This window comes from Streptomyces lushanensis (genome assembly GCF_001700515.1).
Classification (GTDB): Bacteria; Actinomycetota; Actinomycetes; order Streptomycetales; family Streptomycetaceae; genus Streptomyces; species Streptomyces lushanensis.
Genome location: NZ_MAUD01000076.1, coordinates 1 through 21,182 on the forward strand (window position 1 = coordinate 1; position 21,182 = coordinate 21,182).

Consider the following 21,182-nt stretch of genomic DNA (forward strand, 5'->3'; position numbering starts at 1 on the left):
GCGAGCACATGCTCGGCGGCGAGGGGCCGGCCACCGCCGCCGAGCATGTGCTCGCCTATCTGCGCGCCCAGGCCGACGCGATCGTCGCCCAGGATCCCGCCGTCCGCCGCGATCTGCCGGACTCCGTGCACCAGCTGCGCGTCGCCACCCGCCGGATGCGCTCCGCGTTCCGTACGTACGGCAAGGTCGTCGACCGGTCCGTGACCGATCCCATCGGCGAGGAGCTGAAGTGGCTCGCGGCGGAGCTCGGCGTCGACCGTGACCAGGAGGTCCTCAACGAACGGCTGCTCTCCCGGATCGGGGAACTGCCCGGGACACTGCTGCTCGGCCCGGTGCGCGCCCGCCTCACGATCTGGAACGCCGGCCGCCGCGCGGGCTCGCGGAGCAGGACCGTCGCCGTCCTCGACAGCGAGCGGTATCTGGCCCTGCTGGACAGCCTCGACGCGCTGCTCGCGGATCCGCCGCTGCGGCCGGCCGCGGCGAAGCGGCCCGGGAAGGTGCTGCCCGCGGCGATCCTCAAGGACTACGGGCGGCTCGCGGGCCGCGTCGAACAGGCGCTGGAGCTCCCGCCGGGCGAGGAGCGGGACATCGCCCTCCACAACGCCCGCAAGGCGGCCAAACGCGTCCGTTACGCGGCCGAGGCGGCCCGGCCCGCACTGGGCGGGCCCGCCCGGCGGTTCGCCGGGCGGATGAAGGCCGTACAGACCGTGCTCGGCGATCACCAGGACAGTGTGGTGGCCCGTGACGCCCTCCGTGACCTCGGTGTCCACGCCCACGCGGCGGGCGAGTCCGCGTTCACCTGGGGGCTGCTGCACGGCCATGAGGAGGGCCGGGCCGCGGGCCGGGAGCGGGAGCTGCCGCAGGTGTGGGAGCGGGCGTCCGCACCGAGGCTGAGGGCGGATCTGACCGGCTGAGCGCCGGGGTAGTCTGGATGGCCAGCCGTGTCGGCCCACCGCCGGTCTCCTGTCGATCCACTGTCGGTCCACGAAAGATCCGTGATGCCTGAATCGGTCTTCCCGCAGCTCGAAGCCCTGCTCCCGCATGTGCAGAAGCCGATCCAATACGTGGGCGGCGAGCTGAACTCCACCGTCAAGGACTGGGACGCGTGCGACGTCCGCTGGGCGCTGATGTATCCGGACGCCTACGAGGTCGGGCTGCCCAACCAGGGCGTCATGATCCTCTACGAGGTGCTGAACGAGCGCGAGGGCGTGCTCGCCGAGCGTACGTACAGCGTCTGGCCGGACCTCGAAGAGCTGATGCGCGAGCACCGGGTGCCGCAGTTCACGGTGGACTCGCACCGCCCGGTCTCCGCCTTCGACCTCTTCGGGCTGAGCTTCTCCACCGAGCTGGGCTACACCAATATGCTCACCGCCCTGGACCTCGCGGGCATCCCGCTGGCGGCCCGGGACCGTACCGTCGACCATCCCCTCGTCCTCGCGGGCGGTCACGCGGCCTTCAATCCCGAGCCGATCGCGGAGTTCATCGACTGCGCGGTGATCGGCGACGGCGAGCAGGCCGTCCTGGAGATCACCGAGATCGTCCGGGGCTGGAAGGCGGAGGGCCGTCCCGGCGGGCGCGAGGAGGTTCTCCTGCGGCTCGCCAGGACCGGCGGGGTCTATGTGCCCGGCTTCTACGACGTCGAGTATCTGCCGGACGGCCGTATCGGCCGTGTCGTACCGAACAGGAGCGGTGTGCCGTGGCGGGTGTCCAAGCACACCGTCATGGACCTGGACGAGTGGCCCTACCCGAAGCAGCCGCTCGTACCGCTCGCGGAGACCGTCCACGAGCGGATGTCCGTGGAGATCTTCCGCGGGTGTACGCGCGGCTGCCGCTTCTGCCAGGCGGGCATGATCACGCGCCCGGTGCGCGAGCGGAGCATCACCGGGATCGGCGAGATGGTCGAGAAGGGCCTGAAGGCGACCGGCTTCGAGGAGGTCGGTCTGCTCTCGCTCTCCTCCGCCGACCACAGCGAGATCGGTGACATCGCCAAGGGGCTCGCCGACCGGTACGAGGCGGACAAGGTCGGTCTCTCCCTGCCGTCGACCCGTGTCGACGCGTTCAATGTCGATCTGGCCAACGAGCTGACGAGGAACGGCCGCAGGTCCGGGCTGACCTTCGCGCCCGAGGGCGGATCCGAGCGCATGCGCAAGGTCATCAACAAGATGGTCTCGGAGGAGGACCTGATCCGTACGGTCTCCACGGCCTACGGCAACGGCTGGCGTCAGGTGAAGCTGTACTTCATGTGCGGTCTGCCGACCGAGACCGACGAGGACGTCCTCCAGATCGGTGACATGGCCGTCAAGGTCATCGCCGAGGGCCGGAAGGTCTCCGGGCAGAACGACATCCGCTGCACGGTCTCGATCGGCGGCTTCGTGCCCAAGCCGCACACGCCGTTCCAGTGGGCGCCGCAGCTCAGCGCCGAGGAGACCGACGCGCGGCTCGCGAAGCTCCGCGACAAGATCCGCGGCGACAAGAAGTACGGCCGCTCGATCGGCTTCCGCTACCACGACGGCAAGCCCGGCATCGTGGAGGGCCTCCTCTCGCGCGGCGACCGGCGCGTCGGCGCGGTCATCCGCGCGGTGTACGAGGACGGCGGCCGGTTCGACGGCTGGCGCGAGCACTTCTCGTACGACCGCTGGATGGCGTGCGCGGACAAGACGCTGCCCGAGTACGGCGTGGATGTCGCCTGGTACACGACCCGCGAGCGCACCTACGAGGAGGTCCTGCCCTGGGACCACCTGGACTCCGGTCTCGACAAGGACTGGCTCTGGGAGGACTGGCAGGACGCGCTGGACGAGACCGAGGTCGAGGACTGCCGCTGGACGCCGTGCTTCGACTGCGGCGTCTGCCCGCAGCTCGATCTCGACATCCAGATCGGCCCGACGGGCAAGAAGCTGCTGCCGCTGACGGTCAAGAAGTAGGCCGTGACGAGCAGTGATGCCGTCCAGGGGATGGCTGAGATGCTCGCCGGCACGAACGAGGCAGAGCGTGCCGAGGTCCTTCGGGGGCTGGGGACGAAGGAGCGCGAGCTGGCTTCCCGCCCTGTGCGGCGCACGCCGCTCCCTGCTCCTCGGCAAGATCCGGCCAACGTCTCGGCGGTCGAGTGGGTGTAGCCGGCGAGAGGCGTCCGGGCCGTAAAGGTCCGGGCGCACTCTGCGTTGCGCCGATGAACAGCATCGGGTCGGATCGGGGTGAACACACCCTTTTGACGCGCAGGTTCCGACAGAGTGAAGGCTGTGCAACCAGGCGCAACGCGCTCAACAGGGAGGGACACCATGGCCTTACGGTTCGTCGGTAAAGATCCCGAGTCCGGAGATCACGGATCACCCGCTGTGTGGGTGGACCAGGAGTCGAAGGATCTTGTGATCCAGGGGTGGACGGCAGACGAGCGGACCACGGGCGAGAGCTCGCGGGATGTGTCGATCCCCGGACACGAGTCGGTGATCAGGGTTCCGAAGCGGATGATCCCGCTTCTCAGGGAGGCGCTCCGTGTCGCAGAGTCTGACTGACTTCTCTGACCTCATCAGGTCGGTGCGGGAGTCAGCCGTGCATCTTGAGATGCGCGACACGTACGGCGTCGAGAACGAGATCGAAGGCTTCGCCGCGTGGAAGCAAGGGCGCCGGCTCGACCCGGAGGACCGGGGTTCCTGGTGGCGTCCCTGGCTCGACCTCGTTCAGGAGGTCACGGCCAAGGGCGTTGTGATTCGACGTGCCCGCATCGTCTCGGAGCCGGTCAGCGACTACATCGCCTTCGAGCACTCGGGCACCTTCACGAACGTGGCGGCCGGAGAACTGATTCGTTGGCTGCCCCGGCGCAGCACCTCGGACCTCGCTCTGCCGGGCAACGACTTCTGGTTGTTCGACGGCCGCCTTGTCCAGTTCAACGTCTTCGACGGCGTCGGCCGGTGGGTCCACACCGACCAGACGGAAGACCCCGCCGCAGTCGAGCTGTGCGCGTCGGCGTTCGAAGCGGTGTGGGAGCGAGCCATCCCGCACGAGAAGTACACCGTCTGATTCCTGACCGGTCAGCTCATGCCTTCCTCTCCACTTTCCAGCGCCCAAGCGGCACGAGCCGCTGTGGCAGCCCGTTTGCAGGGCCTTATGCAAGACGCTGGCCTGACGGGGCATGAGCTGGCCGCTCGGTGCGGCTGGCACAAGTCGAAATCATCCCGGATCGCGCGCGGCAAGACGCCCCCCTCGGACGCTGACATCCGTGCCTGGTGCACAGCCTGCGGGGCCGACGATCACGCCGCCGATCTGATCGCCGCGTCCCGAAACGCGGAGTCGATGTACGTCGAGTGGCGGCAGATCCACCGCGACGGGATGCGGCGCGTTCATGAGCAGACCGTCCCGCTGTACCAGCGGACCCGCTCCTTTCGCGTCTACGCGTCGAACGTCATGCCGGGGATGCTCCAGACTCCCGGCTACGCGACGGGGCTTCTACGGTCCATCACGGCCTTCCAGGGAACACCGGACGACGTGGCTGACGCCGTGCGGGCTCGGACCCGACGGTCCCGCGTGATCCGGGAGGGGGACCATCGGTTCGCCCTGGTGCTCGAAGAGACGGTTCTCTACTACCGGGTGAGCGACGATGCCGCGATGGCGGCCCAGCTTGACCACGTGCTCTCGGTGATGGGACAGCCGAACGTATCCCTCGGCATCATCCCCGCACGGGCACGCCGTACCGTCTGGCCGCTCGAAGCCTTCTATGCCTTCGACGATCAACAGGTGGCGGTGGAGACTCTCACCGCAGAGATCAACCTGACCACGCCCGGCGAGATCCGTACGTACCTCCGAGCCTTCTCCGAGCTGTCTCGATCCGCAGTGCGCGGAGCCGAAGCCCGCGCCCTGATCACGAAGGCTCTCGCCACCCTCGGGTGAATCCGTGCAACCGCGTGCAACCGCGTGGACCCCTCATAACGCCGCTCCCTACGGTCTGTTCATCGACCTCGGAAGCGACAGGGAGTGCGCGACAGTGACGAGGACAGAACCCACGCGATGGCAGGAAGTGCCGGTGGAGCTGCCGCTCCGGGAGGAGCGCCCTGCGCCCCGTCCGGTACCCGGGTGCCCCGAGTGCGCGCGGCTCGGCCGGCTCCGGAAGGCGGCCGGGATGGAGCACGACAGCACCACGGTCGCTGACTGCAACATCCTGCTTCGGATGCACGGGACCGGCCACTGATGGACATGCAGACGTGGAGGGACACCAGAGCTCAGGCGACGGACGCGACGGAGTCCATACGTGCGGCACTCGCTGCGCTCGGCGCTGCGGGTGCCCTCAGCGCCCTTGGTTCTCACAGAATCCTGTCACTGCCGCTCTCCTCGCGGGACAGGTGGACCCCCGACCGGAGAAGGCTTGAACAGGGACAGGAGGTGTCCCGTCCGGGCTGACGTGCTCAGGTTCTCCCCCGGTCCGCTCCTTGACTGGAGTGCCGCCCTGAGCAGCGAGGGCATCACTCCGGACTTAGGGAAGCCGGGGCGTCCACTCCAGGACTTCCGTCCGCTACGGGCGGGGGACGGCCCTCTCTGGGCCGTCAGCAGATCAGGAAGGGCACAACCATGACCGAGCTGTACGGGCTCCCCATCGAGGGAGCTGAGTTCTCGAAGGCTTGTGGCGGCAGCACTCACCCCGACGGTGAGGCGTGCGTGACCCTCGCGAAGATCGGGCCGGACGCGTGGGCCATGGGTGACAGCAAGCGCCCGGACATCGAGCCGCTGCGCTTCACCACGGCCGAGCTGAAGGCGGCAGGCATCGACCTCGCCTGCTTCGACCTCTCCGCCTGATCCACGGCACCACCTGAACTGACGGCCCTGCCCCTCGCGCCGACGGGCGGGGCCGTCGTCATCTCTCGGAACGGAGCAGCGGTGCACCACCACGGTTACGCATGGGTGGGGGAGAAGAAAACGTTCGACATGGAAAGCGTCCGCAGACCGCCCGGCCAGGGCCCAGCGGCGACCAGCGAGCAAGAGGTGCACGACCGGTACCGCGAAGCCGTGGCAGTCTTCCCCACTACCGACCTCCCTCCGATTCAGACGGCGCACTGGCTCATGAAACCGCCCTCGCTGATCAGGGGGACATGGGAGGAGCCCAAGGAGGCCGGCGAGTGGTTAGGCCTCCAGCTCACGGAGTTCGCGCCCCGCTTCGCCTCTGAGCAGGATCGGGAAGTGACCAGGCTGGTTTTCCTGGTGAGGTCCGCAGTCGAGCGACTGGCCTGGGGAGGAGACGTATCACGCGGCCATTACCTGAAGGGCACGGTCTTCTACTCCGTCGCCCTGGTGACGTGCTCGCCGAACCGTGCTGATCCCGAGCTGCCGTGCCCCGCCCGGCAGAGGCGTGCGTGACGGGTACATGGCGGCAGCTTCGACGTGATGCCGGGGGCCTGCCTGGGGTCGTGTGCGCTTGTCTCAGGCGCTCTCTCCGAGGTGGCGGTAACGTGGCACGGCCGATTCCCAGGGCCTTGGTGATGGCTGTGACACTGCCCCCCTTGGCGTGCCGGGCAGGGCTACGGCGAGCTTGTCGTCGTTCACAACGGATGTACGCCCACCGATGTTGCCCTTGCGGTCCGCAGCCCCAGCCCTTTTCCAAGGTCTTCTCCCGGATGCCTTCCCGCTCCACCTCTGCGCTGACGGCGAGCACGATGGCACCCGCCCCGTTCGGGTCGTACACACCTTGAAGGGGACCGGACAGGAGTTTTCGTTGGATGCCGTCCGTCTGAAGGGTGGAAGACAGCATCATCAGCTCTGCCGCACTGTGGGCAAGCCGCCTCATCTCGAACACGGTCAGGATGACGGGCTGATTCGGTGCTGCTGCCGCTGACGGTGGTCGACGCCGGGGCCGGTGCGAAGGCGCGCTGACGAGAGCCGGGAGCCGGGCCGGGCCGGGTCGGTCCGGCGAGGCGGAGGATGTCCCGAGGGGGCCGAGGTCCGAGGACCGAGGCCCCTTCGGCGCGCACGCGCGGTGAGTGCGCCTCGAACGCCGGGACGACGGTCGTGGTGCCGGCGGCCCCCTCGCCTTTGGCACAGCCGCGCCCGGGGCACGGGCAATCCGTGCGCGGGCGTAATCCGTGCGCGGGCGCGCGCGGGCGGCGGCACAATGGGCCAATGCCCCGGTTCATCGCTCCCGACGTACGGGTCCAGGCCTCCTTCCTCGACGCGATGGCGGAGTTCGTGGCGGAGGGCGCGGGCGAACGGGCCCTGCTTCTCCACGAGATGGAGGAGTTCGCGGCGAGCTGGCACCGGCCCGAGGTCTTCGCGGCCTATGTGGACCGGCTCAACGCCGAGCCGCTGGAGGAGACTCCGCGTGTCGCCGGCTGGGTGCCCAACACCACGCTCTGGTACGTCGACGGCGACACCTTTCTCGGCCGCCTCGCCATCCGCCACCGCCTCAACCCCTTTCTGCGTGAACTGGGCGGCCACATCGGCTATGCCGTACGTCCCAGTGCCCGTCGGCGCGGCCACGCGACCGCGATGCTGGCCGCGGCCGTCCCGGTCGCGCGCGGGCTCGGTATCGAGTCCGTCCTCGTCACGTGCGACACCACGAACACCGCCTCGCGCAAGGTGATCGAGGCGGCGGGCGGAGTGCTGGAGGACGAGCGCGGAGGAAAACTGCGCTTCTGGATCGGGCCGGCCGTCTGACGCGTCCCGCGGGTGTCCTGTCGGTCACGGCACGTCCCCCGCGGAAGGCCGGGGAACTGTCGGAGGGCCTTACGCGTACTCTGGGTAGTACAACGATCGTCCCCGGCGCGGAGCCCGCACCCGAGATCTCCTTGCGGAAGCGGGGCTGAGCCGGGACCCGGGGGTCACCCCACGTCCGAGGGCGGCGCGTCACCGCGTACCGCCCGCACCGAGGAGAAGAAGCACTGGGCAAGCGACAGCCCGAAGGCCCACCACCCGCACCGGCGGTGCAGCGCATCCGACTGCGCTACACCAAGCGCGGGCGCCTCCGGTTCACCAGCCACCGTGACTTCCAGCGCGCCTTCGAGCGGGCGCTGCGCCGCGCCGATGTACCGATGGCGTACTCGGCGGGGTTCACCCCGCACCCGAAGGTCTCGTACGCCAATGCCGCACCCACCGGCACGGGCAGTGAGGCCGAGTTCCTGGAGATCGCCCTGGTGGAGGCGCGCGACCCGGACAAGCTGCGTGAGCTGCTGGACGAGTCGCTGCCGGCCGGACTCGACATCGTCGACGCCGTCGAGGCCCGTACGTCGGGGCTCGCCGACCGGCTGACCGCTTCCGTCTGGGAGCTGCGGCTGGACGGCGTCGAGCCGCAGCGGGCCGAAGAGGCCGTGCGGGCCTTTCTCGCCGCCGAGTCGGTCGAGGTGGAACGCCGTACGAAGAACGGTCTGCGGACCTTCGACGCACGGAGTGCCGTGGTGACCCTGGAGTCCGCTCCTCCACAGGCTGATAGGCCGGGGGACGGGCCCTGTGCGATACTGCGGCTGGTTGTACGGCACGCAACACCCGCCGTCCGACCCGACGACGTCCTGTCCGGTCTCCGAGCTGTGGCCGACCTGGCGCCGCCGGTCCCCGCAGCGGTGACCAGGCTGGCGCAGGGGCTCTTCGACGAGGAGACCGGCACGGTGACCGACCCGCTCGCGCCCGACCGCGAGGCAGTCCGGCCCGCCTCATCCACGGCCGCCGTACTCGCCGCCGCGAAGGCGCCGGAAGGTGCAGGTTCCGCGTAGGGCGGTCGTTGTAGCGCAGCTCTGGGACTCGGGAGCCACCTGGGTCGGGCCGCGCACTGACCAGAAGACTTTCGCCAGGCCGTGCGTACATCGCGCAGGGAACCGGCGAGCCAGACATAACAGCTCCCGTGCGGCGCCCGCGCCCCGGACGGCGGCATTCGCGCACTGCGCGGGCCGCGGCCGGACCGGATCCAGGCGCGGCGCCCGGGAGCGTGACGGGAGAAACCCCCGCATGCTTGAGCCCACCGAACCCGGAAACCCCGGGAACCCCGACTACGACAACAACAACGACAACAACGCTGGGAACGACACTCCCAGCGACACGCTGCCGCCGCGCCGCAGGCGGCGGGCCGCCTCCCGGCCCGCCGGGCCGCCGGCCGCAGGTGCCGGGAGCGGCGACGCCGTGAGCGTGGCCGAGACCGTCGTGCCGGCCGTACCGGCCGCCGAGGCGGCTGTGGCGGACGCCGTGGCCGAGGAGCCCGCGCCGCCGCGTACGCGCCGCCGCGCGACCCGCAAGGCGGCGGCGCCCGAGGCGGCCGTGCCTGAGGCGGTCGCGCCCGAGGTGACGGCCGGGACGGCTCCGTCGGCGGAGAGCGCCGGGACGGCTGTGGCCGAGGAGGCCGCGCCGCCGCGCGCGCGCCGCCGTGCCACACGCAAGGCAGCGGCGCCGGTCGAGACCGCCGAGCCTGCCGAGACGCAGGAGAGCGCCGAGAGTGCCGAGGGCACCGACGGTGCCGGGACGGCTGTGGCCGAGGAGGCCGCGCCGCCGCGTACGCGCCGCCGTGCCACCCGCAGGGCCACCGCGCCCGAGGCCGCCACCTCCGAGGCCGCCGTGCCCGAGATCGTCGTGCCCGAGATCGTCGTGCCCGAGCCGGAGGCCGTCGAGGCCGCCGCCGAGGAGGGCCCGGCCGAGGAGCCCGAGTCCGTGGAGCCCGAGCCCAAGCCCGCCACCCGTACGCGCCGTCGCGCCACCCGCAGGGCCACCGCGCCCGCCGGCGCGCCGGGCGGCGACGAGGGCGGCAGCCAGGAGGGCGAGGGCCTGCCGCAGGACGTGGTCGCGCAGATCAGCGCCGACGAGGAGCACGTCCAGGCCGCCGAGAAGGCCGCGAGCCGTGGCCGTACGCGTCGCAGGGCCACCGCGCCGGAGACCACCGCCACCAGCGCTCCCGAGCCTGTGGGCGGGGCTCCGGCCGTGTCCGCCGTGGAGCCCGCCGAGGCGCCCGAGCGCTCGCGCCGCCGTGCCACCCGGCCCGCCGTGGCCGTCTTCCAGGCGCCCGTCTTCACCGAGCCCATGTTCCAGACGCCGGAGACCGCGGCAGCCGCCGCGGCAGCGGGCCGGCCCGCGTACGACGACGCCTACGACACCGACTACTCCGCCGACGCCGACCTCGATCTCGACCAGGACCAGGACCTCGACCACGAGGCCGGGACCGTGGCGGCGGCCGAGCCCGTCGCCGCGCCGGAGCCGTCGGGCCGTCGCAGGCGCCGCCGCCGCGGTGAGTCCGCCGAGCCGGTGGAGAGCGCGCCGGTCGCCGAGGAGCTGCCGCGCGACGCCCGTGACTCCGTGGACGAGGCCGGGACCGACGCGGAGCAGTCCGCCGACGGCGACGACTCCGACGAGTACGAGGACCGTCCCTCGCGCCGCCGTCGCCGCGGCGGCCGTCGCCGTCGCCGTGGCGAGTCCGCCGAGGCCGACGAGACCACCGACGAGCAGCACGACGAGTCCGCCGAGTCCGCCGACTACAGCGACGGCGACGCGGACGACGAGGAGCACGACGACGCCGAGGGCGCGGACCACGCCGAGTCCTCCGGGGGCGGCTCCTCCAGCAGCCGTCGCCGCCGTCGCCGCCGCCGTCGCAGCGGTGACGGCGCGGCCGAGGCCGAGTCGGGCGGTGACGATCCGGAGCGTACGGTCGTCAAGGTCCGCGAGCCGCGTGAGCGGCGCGGCAAGGACACCGAGCCCGGCACCGGCGCCGACGAGGTGCAGTCCATCAAGGGCTCGACGCGCCTGGAGGCCAAGAAGCAGCGCCGCCGCGAGGGACGCGAGCAGGGCCGCCGCAGGGTGCCGATCATCACCGAGGCGGAGTTCCTCGCCCGGCGCGAGGCCGTCGAGCGTGTGATGGTCGTCCGGCAGAACGGCGAGCGCACCCAGATCGGTGTCCTGGAGGACAACGTCCTGGTCGAGCACTACGTCAACAAGGAACAGGCCACCAGCTACGTCGGCAATGTCTACCTGGGCAAGGTGCAGAACGTACTGCCGTCCATGGAGGCCGCCTTCGTCGACATCGGCAAGGGCCGCAACGCCGTGCTGTACGCGGGCGAGGTCAACTTCGAGGCACTGGGCATGGCCAACGGCCCGCGCCGGATCGAGAGCGCCCTCAAGTCCGGTCAGTCGGTGCTCGTGCAGGTGACGAAGGACCCGATCGGCCACAAGGGCGCCCGGCTCACCAGCCAGGTCTCGCTGCCCGGCCGCTATCTGGTCTATGTGCCCGAGGGCTCGATGACCGGCATCAGCCGCAAGCTGCCCGACACCGAGCGGGCCCGGCTCAAGACCATCCTCAAGAAGATCGTTCCCGAGGACGCGGGCGTCATCGTCCGTACGGCCGCGGAGGGCGCCAGCGAGGACGAGCTGCGCCGTGATGTCGAACGGCTCCAGGGTCAGTGGGAGGACATCAAGAAGAGGACGAAGAGCGGCAACGCTCCGACGCTTCTCTACGGTGAGCCCGACATGACCGTCCGGGTCGTGCGCGACATCTTCAACGAGGACTTCACCAAGGTCATCGTCAGCGGCGAGCAGGCGTGGGCGACCATCCACGGCTATGTCACGCATGTCGCCCCCGATCTCTCCGACCGGCTGTCGCGCTGGACCGGCGAGGCCGATGTCTTCGCGACGTACCGGATCGACGAGCAGCTCATGAAGGCACTGGACCGGAAGGTCTGGCTGCCGAGCGGTGGGTCGCTGGTGATCGACAAGACCGAGGCCATGGTCGTGGTCGACGTCAACACCGGGAAGTTCACCGGACAGGGCGGCAATCTGGAGGAGACCGTCACCAGGAACAACCTGGAGGCGGCCGAGGAGATCGTGCGCCAGTTGCGGCTGCGCGACCTCGGCGGGATCGTCGTCATCGACTTCATCGACATGGTGCTGGAGTCCAACCGGGATCTGGTGCTGCGGCGGCTGCTGGAGTGCCTGGGCCGGGACCGTACGAAGCACCAGGTCGCCGAGGTCACCTCGCTGGGCCTGGTGCAGATGACCCGCAAGCGGGTCGGCCAGGGGCTGCTGGAGTCGTTCTCCGAGACCTGTGTGCACTGCAACGGGCGCGGTGTGATCGTCCATATGGAGCAGCCCACCACGGCCGGTGGCGGTGGCAACGGCAAGCGCTCCAAGAAGCGCGGTCGTGGCGGTGTGTCCGGTGCGGACCACGAGCACGAGCACGAGTTCGCCGGGCTCGCGGCGGAGACCGAGGCCGAGAGCGAGACGGAGGCCGAGGTGGCCGCGGAGGTGGCCGCTCCGGCCGCGCTCGCGGAGCCGGCCTTCGCGCCGGACGAGGAGCTGTTCAGCAGCGTGGCGGAGGCCGAGGCCGCCGTACGGGGACGTTCGCGCCGCCGTGCGTCGCGCAAGGCGACCGCTCCGGCCGGCTCGCCGAGGGCCGTGGAGCCCGAGGCCCCGGCCGAGGCTCCCGCCGAGGCACCGGTGGCGGCGCTCGCGGCCGAGACGGCCGAGGCGCCCGAGGTGGTGGCCGAGGTGGCCGAGCCCGAGGCTGAGGCGCCCGTCGAGGAGGCTCCCAAGGGCCGTACGCGCCGCCGGGCCACGCGCAAGGCGACGGCCCCGGCCGGTTCGCCGAAGGCCGGGGACGACGCGGCCGCGGCCGAGGTGGTCGTGCCCGCCGCCGAGCCCGTCCCCGTACCGGCCGAGCCGGAGGCCGCGCCGGCGGTGGAGACGGTGCGGACGGTGGAGGAGACGCCGGAGGAGCCGCCCGTGGCGGCACCCCCGCGCGCCCGCCGCCGGGCGACCCGCAAGGTCACGGCACCGGCCGGTCCGCCCTCGGGCGCCGAGGACGCGGCGGTCGTCGTGGTGGCGTCGGCGAAGCCCGACACGGCGCCCGGCGAGCCCGCGGAGGCATCCGCACAGGACACTCCGGACGCTCAGGACGCCCCGGAGGCCCCGGACGCCCCGGAGCCCTCGGAGGAGGCGCCCGCGGCCAAGAAGACGGCACGCAAGACCGCCGCCAAGAAGTCCGCCGTGAAGAAGACGGCCGCCAAGAAGACGACGGCCAAGAAGACCGCGGTGAAGAAGACGACCACGGCGAAGAAGGCGACGACGGCCAAGAAGACGGCCGCGAAGTCGACGGCCAAGAAGACCGCGGCGGCGGAACAGCAGACGCCGTCCGGGGTCAGCGCCTCCACGGAGGAGTAGGGCTCCGGCCGTACGGGCGTACCGGCTCCGGCCGGTCGCCGTACGGGTCCTCGAACGCCGGACGGGCCGCCACACCGGTCCGTCCGGCGCGGGGACCTGGTTTGACCCCCCGCACAGGCGGCCCGTACTCTAAACCTTCGGCGTGTTCCAATGCGCGCCCACTCCTGAGCACCCACCTCCCGGATCCCGGGGGAGGCCGCTCGTCCTGTCAGGATCGTCATGGGCCCCGGCCCGTGCGGGCGGCTGGCATCAGGGGTTCCGTTCCGAGCGAGAGTGAGATCCGCGTGTACGCCATCGTGCGCAGCGGTGGCCGCCAGCACAAGGTTGCTGTCGGTGACATCGTTGAGGTTGACAAGATTTCCACCGCCAAGGTCGGCGACACAGTGGAGCTCAGGACCCTGCTCGTGGTCGACGGCGACGCCGTCACCAGCGACCCGTGGGTGCTGGACGGCATCAAGGTCACGGCCGAGGTCGTGGACCACCACAAGGGCGCGAAGATCGACATCCTTCGCTACAAGAACAAGACCGGCTACCGCCGTCGCCAGGGTCACCGTCAGCAGTACACGGCGATCAGGGTCACCGGTATCCCCGCGGCTGCGAAGTAAGGGACTGAGGAGACATGGCACACAAGAAGGGCGCATCGTCCACTCGGAACGGGCGCGACTCGAATGCTCAGCGGCTCGGCGTGAAGCGCTTCGGCGGTCAGGTCGTCAACGCCGGTGAGATCCTCGTCCGCCAGCGCGGCACGCACTTCCACCCGGGCTCGGGCGTCGGCCGTGGCGGCGACGACACGCTGTTCGCGCTGAACGCCGGCGCGGTGGAGTTCGGCACCAGCCGTGGCCGCAAGGTCGTGAACATCGTTCCGGTCGCCGAGTAGTCAGGCACCCGTAGAGCGGTTTTCCTCGCGAGGGCGGACCTCACTTCCCGGCCGGGAAGCGGGTCCGCCCTTCGCGTGTTCCACAGAAGACATTTCCGTACGTACTGGAGGCAATCCCATGACCACCTTCGTGGACCGCGTCGAGCTGCATGTCGCCGCGGGTAGCGGAGGCCACGGCTGCGCCTCCGTACACCGTGAGAAGTTCAAGCCGCTGGGCGGCCCCGACGGCGGCAACGGCGGCCGTGGCGGCGATGTCGTCCTGGTCGTCGACCAGTCCGTGACGACCCTGCTCGACTACCACCACTCGCCGCACCGCAAGGCCACCAACGGCAAGCCCGGCGAGGGCGGCAACCGCTCGGGCAAGGACGGCCAGGACCTGGTCCTGCCGGTGCCCGACGGCACGGTCGTCCTGGACAAGCACGGCACCGTACTCGCCGATCTGGTCGGCCAGGGCACCACCTATGTGGCCGCCGAGGGCGGTCGCGGCGGTCTGGGCAACGCGGCGCTCGCCTCGGCCCGCCGCAAGGCCCCGGGCTTCGCGCTGCTCGGCGAGCCGGGCCAGGCCGGTGATGTGGTGCTGGAGCTGAAGACCGTCGCGGACGTGGCGCTCGTGGGCTATCCGAGCGCCGGCAAGTCCTCGCTGATCTCCGTGCTCTCGGCGGCCAAGCCGAAGATCGCGGACTATCCGTTCACCACGCTGGTGCCCAACCTGGGCGTGGTCACGGCCGGGTCGACCGTCTACACCATCGCGGACGTGCCCGGACTGATCCCCGGCGCCAGCCAGGGCCGCGGTCTGGGGCTGGAGTTCCTGCGCCATGTCGAGCGCTGCTCGGTGCTCGTGCACGTGCTGGACACGGCCACGCTGGAGTCCGACCGCGACCCGCTCACCGACCTCGATGTCATCGAGGAGGAGCTGAAGCAGTACGGCGGTCTGGGCGACCGGCCCCGGGTCGTGGTCCTCAACAAGATCGACATCCCGGACGGACAGGATCTCGCCGAGATGATCCGGCCCGATCTCGAACGCCGCGGCTACCGTGTCTTCGAGGCGTCGGCCGTGGCCCGCACCGGGCTCAGGGACCTGTCGTTCGCGCTCGCCGAGGTCGTCGCCAAGGCCCGCGCCGACCGGCCGAAGGAGGAGGCGACGAGGATCGTCATCCGCCCGAAGGCCGTCGACGACGCCGGCTTCACCGTCACCCTGGAGGACGACGGGATCTACCGGGTGCGCGGCGAGAAGCCCGAACGCTGGGTGCGCCAGACCGACTTCAGCAACGACGAGGCCGTCGGCTATCTCGCGGACCGGCTCAACCGCCTCGGTGTCGAGGACGAGTTGATGAAGGCCGGTGCGCGCGCGGGCGACGGTGTGGCCATCGGCGGCGAGGAGGACGCGGTCGTCTTCGACTGGGAGCCCACGATGATGGCGGGTGCGGAGATGCTCGGCCGCCGTGGCGAGGACCACCGGCTGGAGGCGCCGCGCCCGGCCGCGCAGCGGCGCAGGGACCGGGACGCCGAGCGGGACGACGCGCAGAAGGAGTACGACGCGTTCGAGCCCTTCTGAGAGGTGCGTCCCCGGTCGCGGGAAGGCCGGGCCGGACCTTCCCGCGACCGGGGACGGAGCGGCGGCCGGGCGTGGAGCGGTCCCAGGGCGGTCATGGCGTTTTCGCCGTGACCGCCCCTTTCGTGTGGTTTCCCTCACCTCCGGCTTCCGGCGCGGGTTCGCGGGTGTACTAGTGTTCCCAGGTGAATCAGGGGTTGCGTACCGATGTCGCAGGGCTGTGGTCCACCTTGCAAGAGGATTGCCGTGGGTGGGACCATCGCCTCATCCTCTGAGCCCGCAAGGTAGGTCAGTTCTGTGTCTCCAACTTCCGCGCCGCCCGCGAAGCCCCGTACCACCGCAGTCGTCCTGGCGGGCGGCACAGGTCAGCGTGTGGGTCTGTCGATCCCGAAGCAGTTGCTGAAGATCGCGGGGAAGGCGGTGATCGAGCACACGCTGTCGGTCTTCGAGCGGAGCGACTCGATCGACGAGGTGATCGTGCTGATGGCGCCGGGCTATGTGTCCGACGTGGAGAAGATCGTCGCGAAGGCCGGACTGGCCAAGGTCAGCAGGATCATCGAGGGCGGCTCGACGCGGAACGAGACCACCGAGCGTGCCATCGCGGCCCTGGGGGAGGGTCTGGCGGAGGGCGAGGACCGCAATGTGCTCTTCCACGACGCCGTGCGCCCGCTGCTGTCCCAGCATGTGATCAAGGACTGTGTGGACGCGCTGGAGCGCTACCAGGCCGTGGACGTGGCGATCCCGTCCGCGGACACGATCATCGTGACCCGTACGCACGGCGAGGACGGCGAGTTCATCACGGACGTGCCCGACCGGTCCCGGCTGCGGCGCGGCCAGACGCCGCAGGCGTTCAAGCTCTCCACCATCCGCAGGGCGTACGAGATCGCCGCCGGCGACCCCAACTTCCAGGCGACCGACGACTGTTCGGTGGTGCTGAGGTATCTGCCGGACGTGCCGATCCATGTCGTGGCGGGCGACGAGTTCAATATGAAGGTGACGCAGCCGGTCGATGTCTTCATCGCCGACAAGCTCTTCCAGCTCGCCTCCTCCGCCGCGCCCCAGCAGTCCTCCGACGACTCCTACCGCGAGCTCCTCGCCGGCAGGACCCTGGTCGTCTTCGGCGGCTCGTACGGCATCGGCGCGGACATCGCCCGGCTCGCCGAGAGCTTCGGCGCCACGGTGTACGCGCTGGGGCGCTCCACGACCGGTACGCATGTCGAGAACCCGGAGCATGTCGACGACGCGCTCTCCCGCGCCTACGGCGAGACCGGCCGTATCGACTACGTGATCAACACCGCGGGTGTGCTGCGTATCGGCAAGCTGGCCGAGACGGACAACACCACCATTCAGGAAGCGCTGAACGTCAACTATCTCGCGCCGGTGCAGATCGCCCGTGCCTCGTACAAATACCTGGCGGAGACCAAGGGCCAGCTTCTGCTCTACACCTCCAGCAGTTACACCCGAGGCCGCGCCGAATACAGCCTGTACTCGTCCACGAAGGCGGCCATGGTGAATCTCACCCAGGCCCTTTCCGACGAATGGGCGGGCGACGGAATCCGGGTCAATTGCGTGAATCCCGAGCGCACCGCGACACCGATGCGCACCAAGGCGTTCGGCCAGGAGCCGGAAGGTTCGCTGCTCTCCTCCGAGGCCGTCGCCAGGACCTCGCTCGATGTGCTGCTCTCCGAGCTGACCGGCCATGTCATCGACGTGCGCCAGCAGGACCCGACGCGTGGCGCCTCCGAGGCCTCGGACTTCGAGCAGGCACTCGCCGCCGTACTGGACCGTCAGGAAGATGTGTAATAATTCCTGACAATCTCTGACATGGGCCTCTGTGGTCGCCGGCGCGCGAATCACGGAGGCCCGAGTTCGTGGGATCCGTCTTCACAATTCCCTTGCAAGATCAACAGCAGGCACGGTCTGGAGCAGGTTTTCCGTGATTTCGACAGCCATTCGCATGGCCCGGGTGGGCAGCGGATCAGAGCTGGCAGCCGCACTACTCCTGGGAATCGCATTCCCGTGCGTCATGCTCGCCGCGATAATTCCGCATCTCTGGCTCTTCGCGGCTGCGGCTGCGGTGACCTATCTCACGGACACCTTCCTGCACCGGCGCGGCAGCTATCTGGTGAACCGGCTGGCCAAGGTCCGCGCGGGTCTGTCGATCCGCTTTCTGATCCGGCAGATGCTGCTGGTGCTGCTGGTCGCGCGCTCGGGACTCGGCCAGGACCGGATCTTCTACGCGACCGTCGTCGCGGTGCTGGTGTTCTACGGGCTCCAGGCACCGCACGGCGCGATCGTCACCCTGCTCAGGCTGCGCCGCAGGCTGCCCGTGGTCACCCGCAACATCGACCTCGGCGCCATCCGGATCCCGGACGCGCCGCCGCCGTGGCTGCTGAACCGCTCCGCCGAGAAGGTGCTCCACCTCGATGTCTTCGCCATGGTGGGAGTGCTGCTCGCCCTGGAGACCGGGAAGAACCTCTACGGCTACGCGGGCCTCGGCCTCTCGGTGCTCCTCGCCGTCGGCTATGTCGTGGCCCTGCTGCCGTATCTGCGCCCGAGCCGGCTCGTACCGTCCGCCGAGACGGTGCTGAAGGCGGTGGACGGCTGGCTGGCCGACCACAGGCCGACCGTGATGCTGTACTTCTCCGGCTCCAAGGAGTCCGCGTACCAGATCAACATGTGGCTGGAGACGATGGACCAGCTCGAAGGACGGCCGCTGATCGTCCTGCGTGAGCGGGTGATGGCGCAGCAGCTCGGTCCGACGGCGGTGCCGGTGCTCTGTGTGCCCGGCGGTGTCCATCTGATGAACCTGGACCTGTCGACCGTACGGGTCGCGCTCTACGCGGCCAACGTCGGCAAGAACATCCACATGCTGCGCGTCCCGACCATGCGGCACGTCTTCATCGGACACGGCGACAGCGACAAGCTCGCCAGCGTCAATCCGTTCAGCAAGGCCTACGACGAGGTGTGGACCGCGGGCCGGGCCGGGCGCGACCGCTACGCGCTGGCCGATGTCGGAGTGCGCGACGAGGACATCGTGGAGGTGGGCCGTCCGCAGCTCGCTCCGATCGAGCCGGCGAGCGGCTCCACACGCCACCCCCTCCCGACGGTGCTCTACGCGCCCACCTGGGAGGGCTGGGACGACAGCCCGGGCAACACCTCGCTGCTGCTGGCCGGCGAGAACATCGTCAAGCGGCTGCTGTCGGCGCAGCGGCCGGTCAGGGTGCTCTACAAGCCGCACCCCTTCACCGGCACGCGCAGCGCCAAGGCGAAGGCCGTGCACGAGCGGATCGTCGCGCTGGTGGAGAAGGCCGCGGCCGAGCGCGCCACCGATGCCCGCTGGGCCGGGCAGAGCGCGGAGCTGCGCACCGAGCGGAGTACGGCACGGGCCGAGCTGGCCCGGATCGAGGCCCGGCTGGGCGAGCTCTCCGCGGTGGCGGACGCGAGCCGGGACGAGGCGGAGGAGTCGCGTGACGCCAAGGCCGACCCGGCGCGGCAGGCGGAGCTGACCCGGCTGCGGGACGAGTGGAACACCGCGTACTGGCGCTCCTTCGGCTGGTGGGAGCACCGTGTCATCGCCGGCGCCGAGCCGCGGCTGTACGACTGCTTCAACGAGTCGGACGCGATGGTCTCCGACATCTCCAGTGTGGTGTCGGACTTCATCGCCAGCGGCAAGCCGTACGCGGTCACGGACTCGGCGGGCCTCGGCGCGGAGGAGTTCAAGCGGCAGAACACCGCCGTACGGGCCGCCGTGATCCTCTCCAACAGCGCCAGGGAACTGGACCAGTTGCTCGACGCGGTGACCGATCCGTCCGCCGACCGGCTGGCGGCGGACCGCCATGAGCTGAAGCGCTATCTGCTCGGTCCCGACGAGCCGTCCTCGATCGAGCGGTTCAACGCGGCGGCGCACACGCTGGCGGCGAAGGCGCAGGCGCGCAACACCGGTGTGGAACAGCGCCTGGCGGGGCCCGAGGAGGCCGCGGCGCCGGACGACTCCGCTCCCGAGAGCAACGATCTGGACTCGCCGGTACGGGGCTGAGTCCCGGTCCGTACGGGTCCATGGCCCGGCAGGGCGTCCTCGGACGTGCTGCCGGGCCTTTTCCGTAAGGGAGTTGAGCACTTCCCCGGCGCGGCGAACGCCAACTGTGATGCGCGTCACCGATACTGGAGATCGTGACAAGACAACCAACATCCGATGCCGATTGTCTTGATTTTTGATGAACGACAAGCAAGTTCCTGATGTGAGTGTGATCGTCGGGGCGTACGAGGCGATGCCCTATCTGATCCGCTGCCTGGAATCGGTGGAGGCCCAGACGTTAGGCGCCGACCGGATCGAGATCGTCGCCGTGGACGACGGTTCGACCGACGGCACCGGCGAGTATCTGGAGAAGTTCGCGGCGCGGACCGCCATCCCGACCAGAGTGGTGCGGCAGGCCAATTCGGGCGGTCCCAGCGGGCCGCGCAATGTGGGTCTGGGGCTGGCCGAAGGCCGCTACGTCTTCTTCCTCGACGCCGACGACTACTTCGGCGAGGAAGCGCTGGAGCGCATGGTGACCATGGCGGACCGCGCCGCCACGGATGTGGTGCTCGGCAAGATCGTGGGCGTGAACAGAGGCGCCCCCGGCTCGATGTGGACCCGCACGGCGGACCGCGTGGACATCTACAGCTCGCAGGTGATCTTCACGCTGAGCGCCCAGAAGCTCTTCCGGCGCGAACTGCTCGAACGGCTCGGGCTCCGCTTCGACGAGACGCTCAGGACCGGCGAGGACGCCCTCTTCACGATGGAGGCGTACATCCGGGGCAAGGGCGTCTCGGTGATCTCCGACTACACCTGCTACCACCTCGTGGGCCGCGACGACGGCAAGCATGTGACCAGGACCGGCAGTTACGCGCTGCGGTTCGAGGCCACCGGCGCCCTCATGGCGCTCATCGCCCGACTGGTGCCGCCGGGCCCCAAACGTGACCGGCTGATGGTCAGACCCTTCACGGTCGGGCTGATCCAGCAGTTCGCGCACGGACTCATGAGGCAGCCGGAGGAGGTCCAGCGCCACAAGATGGAGCTGGCCGCTCCGCTGATGGCCCGCTACTGGACCCCGGAGGTGGCCAGGCGTATCAAGGTCGCCGAGCGGCTGCGGCTGGAGTGCGTCGCCCTGGGGCGGCTCGATCTGCTCCGGGACATGCTCGACTTCGTCAAGGCCGAGACGAAGCCGGAGGTGGTCCGCAAGGGCCGCGCCCGTACGCCGTATCTCGCCTTCCCGCACTTCGGGGACCGCTCGACCGGCCTCAAGGACGCCTCGTACGAGGTCACCGTGCCCGACTGGGTGGGCAGACCGGGCCTGGAGCGCATCGAGGCGCCCAGGGCCGCGCGCCGGCGCAGATCACCGCTGATCCGGGTGGCCCGGCGAATCCGAACGCACGTGCGAACCCGGTGGGCCCGGTGGACCCGGTACGCGCTGCCGTCGTCCTGAGGGCAGCGGTATACGCCTGCGCACGCCCGTACGGGCCCGCGCGCAGGGATGACTCGGGGCGCACGCGCAAGCCCTGCTCCAGGGCCCGCGCTACCCGGTCAAGGTGTCCAGAGGCGGGCCGTACCGGAAATCGTAGGTAAAATCATGCTGTCGGGCGACGCCCGGACAGCATCGGACATCTCAGCTT

Annotated in this window: 15 protein-coding genes; all 15 read left to right on the forward strand. The window is 70.1% G+C overall.

Features of this window, described 5'->3' with window-relative positions:
* A partial coding sequence (locus tag BFF77_RS06750) for a CHAD domain-containing protein (RefSeq protein WP_141698373.1) occupies positions 1-914 on the forward strand: 914 nt, incomplete at its 5' end.
* A gap of 81 nt (positions 915-995) precedes the next feature.
* On the forward strand, positions 996-2,921 hold the full coding sequence (locus tag BFF77_RS06755) for a TIGR03960 family B12-binding radical SAM protein (protein ID WP_107422092.1): 1,926 nt from the start codon (positions 996-998) through the stop codon (positions 2,919-2,921).
* Positions 2,922-3,489: 568 nt separating this feature from the next.
* Positions 3,490-4,014: a DUF6879 family protein gene (locus tag BFF77_RS06770; RefSeq protein ID WP_066944868.1), complete on the forward strand. Its 525-nt coding sequence runs from the start codon at positions 3,490-3,492 to the stop codon at positions 4,012-4,014.
* Positions 4,015-4,032: 18 nt separating this feature from the next.
* Entirely contained in the window at positions 4,033-4,881 is an 849-nt protein-coding gene (locus BFF77_RS06775; protein ID WP_066944870.1) for a helix-turn-helix domain-containing protein, read from the forward strand.
* Between the two features lie 675 nt (positions 4,882-5,556).
* The gene (locus BFF77_RS06785; protein WP_066944876.1) at positions 5,557-5,781 is read left to right on the forward strand and encodes a DUF397 domain-containing protein; all 225 of its coding nucleotides are present in this window, start codon (positions 5,557-5,559) and stop codon (positions 5,779-5,781) included.
* A gap of 81 nt (positions 5,782-5,862) precedes the next feature.
* Positions 5,863-6,339 (forward strand): hypothetical protein, encoded by a 477-nt coding sequence (locus BFF77_RS06790; RefSeq protein WP_066944878.1) that lies wholly within the window; start codon positions 5,863-5,865, stop codon positions 6,337-6,339.
* Positions 6,340-7,098: 759 nt separating this feature from the next.
* Positions 7,099-7,632, forward strand: a complete 534-nt coding sequence (locus BFF77_RS06795) for a GNAT family N-acetyltransferase (RefSeq protein ID WP_066944881.1) — start codon at positions 7,099-7,101, stop codon at positions 7,630-7,632.
* Positions 7,633-7,898: 266 nt separating this feature from the next.
* Complete coding sequence (locus tag BFF77_RS06800) at positions 7,899-8,681, forward strand: TIGR03936 family radical SAM-associated protein (RefSeq protein ID WP_066944883.1); 783 nt, start codon at positions 7,899-7,901, stop codon at positions 8,679-8,681.
* 232 nt (positions 8,682-8,913) lie between these two features.
* The gene (locus BFF77_RS06805; RefSeq protein WP_066944886.1) at positions 8,914-13,098 is read left to right on the forward strand and encodes an Rne/Rng family ribonuclease; all 4,185 of its coding nucleotides are present in this window, start codon (positions 8,914-8,916) and stop codon (positions 13,096-13,098) included.
* A gap of 284 nt (positions 13,099-13,382) precedes the next feature.
* A complete protein-coding gene (gene rplU, locus BFF77_RS06810; protein ID WP_066944889.1) occupies positions 13,383-13,703 on the forward strand; it encodes a 50S ribosomal protein L21 in 321 nt (106 codons plus the stop codon).
* Between the two features lie 14 nt (positions 13,704-13,717).
* Positions 13,718-13,975, forward strand: a complete 258-nt coding sequence (gene rpmA / locus BFF77_RS06815; RefSeq protein WP_066944891.1) for a 50S ribosomal protein L27 — start codon at positions 13,718-13,720, stop codon at positions 13,973-13,975.
* Between the two features lie 118 nt (positions 13,976-14,093).
* On the forward strand, positions 14,094-15,530 hold the full coding sequence (gene obgE, locus BFF77_RS06820; RefSeq protein WP_066944894.1) for a GTPase ObgE: 1,437 nt from the start codon (positions 14,094-14,096) through the stop codon (positions 15,528-15,530).
* A gap of 294 nt (positions 15,531-15,824) precedes the next feature.
* The gene (locus BFF77_RS06825) at positions 15,825-17,330 is read left to right on the forward strand and encodes a bifunctional cytidylyltransferase/SDR family oxidoreductase (RefSeq protein ID WP_066944898.1); all 1,506 of its coding nucleotides are present in this window, start codon (positions 15,825-15,827) and stop codon (positions 17,328-17,330) included.
* A gap of 154 nt (positions 17,331-17,484) precedes the next feature.
* On the forward strand, positions 17,485-19,566 hold the full coding sequence (locus tag BFF77_RS06830; RefSeq protein WP_245703292.1) for a hypothetical protein: 2,082 nt from the start codon (positions 17,485-17,487) through the stop codon (positions 19,564-19,566).
* A gap of 178 nt (positions 19,567-19,744) precedes the next feature.
* Complete coding sequence (locus BFF77_RS06835; protein ID WP_066944903.1) at positions 19,745-20,995, forward strand: glycosyltransferase family 2 protein; 1,251 nt, start codon at positions 19,745-19,747, stop codon at positions 20,993-20,995.
* Positions 20,996-21,182 lie beyond the last annotated feature (187 nt).

Excerpts from the sequence above, each read along its gene's own strand:
- obgE (WP_066944894.1), top strand. The coding sequence starts at position 14,094 with ATGACCACCTTCGTGGACCGCGTCGAGCTGCATGTCGCCGCGGGTAGC.
- BFF77_RS06775 (WP_066944870.1), top strand. The coding sequence starts at position 4,033 with ATGCCTTCCTCTCCACTTTCCAGCGCCCAAGCGGCACGAGCCGCTGTG.
- BFF77_RS06795 (WP_066944881.1), top strand. The coding sequence starts at position 7,099 with ATGCCCCGGTTCATCGCTCCCGACGTACGGGTCCAGGCCTCCTTCCTC.
- BFF77_RS06835 (WP_066944903.1), top strand. The coding sequence starts at position 19,745 with ATGAACGACAAGCAAGTTCCTGATGTGAGTGTGATCGTCGGGGCGTAC.
- rpmA (WP_066944891.1), top strand. The coding sequence starts at position 13,718 with ATGGCACACAAGAAGGGCGCATCGTCCACTCGGAACGGGCGCGACTCG.
- BFF77_RS06830 (WP_245703292.1), top strand. The coding sequence starts at position 17,485 with ATGGCCCGGGTGGGCAGCGGATCAGAGCTGGCAGCCGCACTACTCCTG.
- BFF77_RS06785 (WP_066944876.1), top strand. The coding sequence starts at position 5,557 with ATGACCGAGCTGTACGGGCTCCCCATCGAGGGAGCTGAGTTCTCGAAG.
- BFF77_RS06805 (WP_066944886.1), top strand. The coding sequence starts at position 8,914 with ATGCTTGAGCCCACCGAACCCGGAAACCCCGGGAACCCCGACTACGAC.